The sequence below is a fragment of the Ideonella sp. A 288 genome (assembly GCF_002198735.1).
Lineage (GTDB): Bacteria > Pseudomonadota > Gammaproteobacteria > Burkholderiales > Burkholderiaceae_C > Pseudaquabacterium.
This window is the reverse complement of record NZ_MWLO01000017.1, coordinates 1-3,343: the sequence shown is the minus strand read 5'-3', so window position 1 is coordinate 3,343 and position 3,343 is coordinate 1. Positions and strand designations below refer to the sequence as shown.

General features: G+C 72.3%; 3 protein-coding genes. All 3 read left to right on the top strand.

Annotation, left to right across the window (positions count from 1 at the left end; all coding sequences use genetic code 11):
- Positions 1-225: 225 nt before the first annotated feature.
- The 3 genes from EOINJALH_RS00655 (at position 226) to EOINJALH_RS00645 (ending at position 2,975) form a co-directional block, all read left to right on the top strand.
- Entirely contained in the window at positions 226-891 is a 666-nt protein-coding gene (locus EOINJALH_RS00655; protein ID WP_088278383.1) for an NAD(P)H-binding protein, read from the top strand.
- A 23-nt stretch (positions 892-914) separates the two neighbouring features.
- Entirely contained in the window at positions 915-2,270 is a 1,356-nt protein-coding gene (locus EOINJALH_RS00650) for an MBL fold metallo-hydrolase RNA specificity domain-containing protein (protein WP_088278382.1), read from the top strand.
- Positions 2,271-2,507: 237 nt separating this feature from the next.
- The gene (locus tag EOINJALH_RS00645; protein WP_088278381.1) at positions 2,508-2,975 is read left to right on the top strand and encodes a CopD family protein; all 468 of its coding nucleotides are present in this window, start codon (positions 2,508-2,510) and stop codon (positions 2,973-2,975) included.
- The last annotated feature ends 368 nt before the right edge of the window (positions 2,976-3,343 follow it).

The following is a 3,343-nucleotide window of genomic DNA, read 5'->3' as shown; positions in this document are numbered from 1 at the left end:
CGCCGGCACCGGCGGGGGCAACAACCGCCAGGCCGCGCCGCGCCACGACCGCCAGGGCGCCGGGCACAACACGCAGCCCGCACCGCACGGCCAACCCAGCGGCCGCCGCGACGACCGCCGCGATGGTGCGCGGCCGGCAGGTCCGCGCTTGACCCAGCCCAAGCGCTGAGTCCGCGGCAGCCCGCCCCAGGCAACACCGGTCGGCGATCAGGCGACAATCGACCCATGTCGAACCGCTATGCGCTGGCCGGTGCCAGCGGCCTGGTGGGTCGGGCACTGGCCCAGGCCCTGTCGGCCGATCCGCGTTGCACCGAGTTGCACCTGCTCTTGCGCCGGCCGTTGCCGGCGCTCGAGGCCCTGCCGCATGCGCGCGCCATCGCCTGGGACGGCGGCGCGATGCCGGCCCTGCCGCGCGTGGACACGGCGCTGTGCGCGCTGGGTTCCACGCTGAAGCTGGCCGGCTCCACCGACGCCTTCCGCTCGGTCGATTTCGACGCCGTGCTGGCCTTTGCCCAGGCCGCACACAAGGCCGGCGCGCGCCGCTTCGCGATGGTCTCGGCGCTGGGCGCCGACGCCGATTCGCCGATGTTCTACAACCGCGTCAAGGGCGAGATCGAGCAGGCCGTGCAGGCCGTCGGCTTCCGCCACCTGGTGATCGGCCGCCCGTCGCTGCTGATCGGCGACCGCGATGCCATCGGCCAGCCGATCCGGCCCGGCGAGGCGCTGGCCCAGGCGCTGGCGCCGGCCTTCGCCTGGCTCACCCCGCGCCGGCTGCGCGCCATCCCGGCCGACACCGTGGCGCGGGCCCTGCTGGCCGCGGTGGACACCTCGCCGCCCGGCGTGCGGGTGGTCGAATCCGACGAGTTGCAGACCCTCGGTCAGGAGCCCTGACCCTCTCTTCCCAGGCGGTCCCCATGGACATCCGATTCCTCGGCGCGGCCGACACCGTCACCGGTTCGCGGCACCTGGTCACCCTCGGCGGCCAGCGCATCCTGTTGGACTGCGGGCTGTTCCAGGGCTTCAAGGTGCTGCGCGAGCGCAACTGGGCGCCGATGGACGTCGACCCCCGCGAGATCGATGCCGTGGTGCTGAGCCACGCGCACCTCGACCACAGCGGCTGGCTGCCCGGGCTGGTGAAGCAGGGTTACCGCGGCCCCGTCTACGCCTCGCCGGCCACGCGCGACCTGGCCGAGGTGCTGCTGCTCGACAGCGCCCACCTGCAGGAAGAAGACGCGCGCCGCGCCAACCGCTACGGCTATTCGCGCCACGAGAAGGCGCTGCCGCTGTACACCCGTGCCGACGCGCACCGCGCCATCGCCCACATCCAGGCGCTGCCACCGGGGCGCACGCTGGGCCTGGGCAAGGTCTCGGTGCAGCTGACGCCGGCCGGCCACCTGCTGGGCGCGTGCTCGGTGTCGCTGGCCGACAAGCACGAGTCGCTCACCTTCTCGGGCGACCTGGGCCGCCACGCCGACCTGCTGATGCCGCCGCCCGAGCCGCCGCGCCACGCCGACGTGCTGCTGATCGAATCGACCTACGGCAACCGCGCCCACCCGCCCATCGACGCCCAAGCCGAGCTCGGCCGCATCGTGCGCGAGACCATCGCCCATGGCGGCTCGGTGCTGCTGCCCTCGTTCGCGGTGGGCCGCGCCCAGGCGCTGCTGGTGGTGCTGCAGCGCCTGAAGGCCGCCGGCGAGATCCCGCACCAGCTGCCGGTGTTCCTGGACAGCCCGATGGCCATCCAGGCCACCGAGCTGTACCGCAAGCACCGGCGCCTGCTGCGCGTGCCCAATGCCGAGGTCCTGTCGATGACCGACGGTGTGCGGCTGGTGACCACCGGCGCGCAGTCACAGCGGCTGGCGCGCTCGCGCTACCCCTGCATCATCATTTCGGCCAGCGGCATGGCCACCGGCGGCCGGGTGCTGCACCACCTGAAGGCCATGGCACCCGACGAGCGGCACCACATCGTCTTCGCCGGCTTCCAGGTCGGCGGCAGCCGCGGCGCGCGGCTGGTGGGCGGCGCCTCCGAGGTCAAGATCCATGGCGAGTACGTGCCGGTGCGGGCCCGGGTGACGGGCCTCGAGGGCCTGTCGGGCCACGCCGATTCGGATGAACTCGTCGCCTGGGCGCGGTCGTTCGGCCGCGCGCCGCGCCAGGCCTTCGTGGTGCACGGCGAACCCGACGCCGCCGATGCCTTGCGCGTGCGCCTGAAAGACGAGCTGGGCTGGCCGGTCCGCGTGCCGCAGCACGGCGAGCACGTCACCGTCTAGCACCCCCGCGCCGCGCTGGCAGGGGCCGATCGGCCGCGCGGGCCGTGGCGCCGCGGCGGTGCACTTCGCAAATGCCGAAGCAATGCTCCTGCGGAGCAGGCTTCCCGACGGCCCCGAGACTGCCGATGATCGCGTGTCGCGAACGTCACGCGACGTGTGCCAAGGGCCGCCGCCTCCCCGGGGCACCCACCCGACGCCACAATCGCCCGCCACTCCACATCCCCTCACACCGACACCATGCTCTACGCCACCCTCAAGACCCTGCATGTGCTGGCCATCGTCGTGTGGGTGGGCGGCATGGTGTTCGCGCACTTCTTCCTGCGGCCCGCCGCGGCCCGGCTGGATCCGCCGACGCGGCTGCGCCTGATGCACGAGGTGCTGGGCGGCTTCTTCCGCGCCGTGCTGGTGTCGTCGCTGCTGGCGTTGGGCACCGGGGTGTGGATGATCGGCCGGGTGGCGCGCCAGACGGTGTCGGCCGGCGGCAGCTTCGAGATGCCGGTGGCCTGGACGGTGATGGCGGTGACCGGCACGCTGATGGTGGCGATCTTCATGCACATCCGCTTCGCGCTGTTCAAGCGGCTGGCGGTGGCGGTGGCGGCCTCCGACTGGCCCGCGGGCGGCGCCGCGATGGCGCAGATCCGCACGTGGGTGTCGGTCAACCTGGGTCTGGGGCTGGCCACGGTGGTGGCGGCGCTGATGCTCTAGTGCAGTGTTCGACACCATGCAGCACATGAAACCGCGTCTTTGCCGCCCTGGCGTTGTTGCAAATCCTCGCGATGCCACTGGGCATCGCTTTGGTTTGCGCCTGGCCAGGACGACAAATCCATCGGTTTTCTCAAGTGCTGCATAGCATCGAACACTGCACTAGGCGGCCAGACAGCGGCGCGGCGCGGCGCCGCAACGCACCGCCCCACAACGAGAAAACCCGGCCGAAGCCGGGTTCTCTGCGTCTTGCCGGAGCGGCAGGATCGTCGATCAGGCCTTCTTGGCGGCCTTCTTGGCCTTGGCGACCTTCTTGGACTTCTTGGCGGGCGCGGCGGGCCGCAGGAAGAAGTGCGCGAACACCATGCCGC

What these genes read in the sequence shown, in the direction of transcription:
- EOINJALH_RS00655 (WP_088278383.1), top strand. Translation starts at nt 226, where the DNA reads ATGTCGAACCGCTATGCGCTGGCCGGTGCCAGCGGCCTGGTGGGTCGG.
- EOINJALH_RS00650 (WP_088278382.1), top strand. Translation starts at nt 915, where the DNA reads ATGGACATCCGATTCCTCGGCGCGGCCGACACCGTCACCGGTTCGCGG.
- EOINJALH_RS00645 (WP_088278381.1), top strand. Translation starts at nt 2,508, where the DNA reads ATGCTCTACGCCACCCTCAAGACCCTGCATGTGCTGGCCATCGTCGTG.